The organism is Desulfobacter sp. UBA2225, assembly GCF_002348205.1.
Classification (GTDB): Bacteria; Desulfobacterota; Desulfobacteria; order Desulfobacterales; family Desulfobacteraceae; genus Desulfobacter; species Desulfobacter postgatei.
In genome coordinates, this window is record NZ_DDYV01000203.1 from 1 (window position 1) to 2,396 (window position 2,396).

Below are 2,396 nucleotides of genomic sequence, written 5' to 3' on the forward strand. Positions count from 1 at the left end.
GGGTCTTTTGGTGTGCCCTTTGTCAAATACTGGATACACAACGGATTTGTGGACATTAACAATGAGAAGATGTCCAAGTCCCTGGGTAACTTCACCATGATCAAGGAGGTGCTGGCCGACTACAGCCCGGAAGTGATCCGCATGTTTCTTTTGTCCAAGCATTACCGTTCTCCCATCGATTACAGCGAAAACAGCATGCGTGAGGTGTCCGTGGCGCTTGATCGTATTTATGGGTTCCTGGAACGTCTGGACAAGGCAGGCATTAGCGCGGATGCTGCCGGAGGGGAACACGGTCCTTTGTGGGCGGATATTGTTGAGGCCTTGAACGATGATTTCAATTCCGCAAAAGCCATGGCCGAAGTATTTGACGCGGTTAAGAAAGGCAATAAACTGCTGGATGATGCCAATGACGCACCCGGGGAAAGTGACAGAAAAGTCCTGGCCGGTATTTATGCAGATATCAGGTCCGCTTCGGAAATCCTGGGCATATTTATGATCTCCGCTGCTGATTATTTTGCAGCCAAGAAAGACAGGGCCATGGCCGATCAGGATGTGGATTCTGCCATGATTGACGCCCTGATCGTCGAGCGGGCTAATGCCCGAAAGTCTAAGAACTTCGCCCGGGCCGACGAGATTCGGGACCAACTCCAGGCAATGAAAATTGTGTTGGAGGATGGGCCCCAGGGTACAACCTGGCGCATTGAATAACAGCCCCGCAGCTATGTTCTGTATGGGTTGAGCCTGGACATCGACACCTAGGCTCAACTCACAACAATTAAAAAGCACAAAAATGCAGATCTAAAATGAGCGCAGCAGGCGCTTCACCTTCTTGTCTCTTGTTTCTAGTATCTAGTTTCTTGTCACTACCTTTGCCCAGGTATCCCTGAGGGTAACGGTGCGATTGAAAACCGGTCTTTCAGGAGAGCTCTCCTTTGAGTCCAGGCAGAAGTAGCCTAAACGTTCAAACTGGTAAGCCGTTTCGGGCTGAGCCTTTTCAAGGCTTCTTTCCAATTTGGCGTGTTCCAGAATCTCAAGGGAATCCGGATTGAGGTTTTCCACAAAATCCTGACCATCTTTTCCCGGGTTCTCATCCTTGAAAAGTCTGTCATAAATTCTGACCTGTGCATCTATGCAGTCCTCGGCATTTACCCAGTGAATGGTCCCCTTGACCTTTCTGCCGTCCGGGGTATTCCCGCCGCGGGTTTCAGGGTCATAGGTGCAGATCAGTTCAACCACTTCCCCGGCTTCATTTTTAATGGCTTCTTTACATGTGATCAGGTAGGCGGCCCGCAGGCGCACTTCCCGACCCGGTCCCAGGCGGAAGAATTTTTTGGGGGGATCTTCCATGAAGTCATCCTGCTCAACATAGAGATGCTTGGAGAAGCTGACATCCCGTTTGCCGGCTTCCGGTTTCTGGGGGTGATTCATGGCCTCCATGGTTTCAGTTTGTCCTTCGGGGTAGTTTTCCAGGGTAACTTTCAGGGGCCGGATAACCCCCATGACCCTGGGGGCATTTTCGTTGAGATCGTCCCGGAGGCAGGATTCAAGCAGGCCCATGTCAATGCGGCTCTCTTTTTTGGATACCCCGATCACATCGCAGAAATTCCGGATGGCCGCCGGGGTATATCCCCGGCGGCGCATACCCTCCAGGGTGGGGAGTCTGGGGTCGTCCCATCCGGCCACCAGGCCTTCGCTGACCAGACGCTGCAGTTTTCTTTTGCTTAACACAGTATAGTTGATATTCATCCGGGCAAATTCAATCTGCTGGGGATGGCAGGGTATGGTTATGTTGTCCAGAATCCAGTCGTACAACGGCCGATGATCCTCAAATTCCAGGCTGCACAGGGAGTGTGTGATCCCTTCCAGGGCATCGGAGATACAGTGGGTGAAGTCGTACATGGGGTAAATGCACCACTTGTCCCCGGTGCGGGGGTGGGGTGCTTTTTTGACCCTGTATATCACCGGGTCCCTCATGTTCATGTTCGGTGAGGTCATGTCGATCTTGGCCCGCAGGGTGTGCTCGCCTTCATCGAACTCCCCTTCCTTCATCCGCCTAAACAGATCCAGGTTTTCTTCAACACTCCTGTCCCTGTATGGGGAATTTTTTCCCGGCTCGGTGAGGGTGCCGCGGTACTCTTTCATTTCATCAGCGGACAGACTGCACACATAGGCTTTGCCCGCTTTAATCAGTTCCACGGCAAAGTCATGAAGGGCATCAAAATAGTCTGATGCATGGAACGGTGTGTTGTAGTCAAACCCCAGCCATTTGACGGTTGACTTGATGGAGTCGATGTAAATCTGTTTTTCTTTGGCCGGGTTGGAGTCATCAAACCGCAGGTTGCACTTCCCGTTAAACTGCTGGGCCATTTTAAAGTTCAGGCAGATGGATTTGGCAT

At 51.7% G+C, this 2,396-nt stretch carries 2 protein-coding genes; one reads left to right on the plus strand and one right to left on the minus strand.

What is annotated here, in order from left to right:
• A partial coding sequence (locus B3D59_RS10220) for a DALR domain-containing protein (protein ID WP_286819538.1) occupies positions 1–708 on the plus strand: 708 nt, incomplete at its 5' end.
• Positions 709–849: 141 nt separating this feature from the next.
• Here B3D59_RS10220 and B3D59_RS10225 read toward each other — a convergent pair.
• Positions 850–2,396, minus strand: a 1,547-nt coding sequence (locus B3D59_RS10225; RefSeq protein ID WP_286819539.1) for a glutamine--tRNA ligase/YqeY domain fusion protein, incomplete at its 5' end; no start/stop codon positions are given.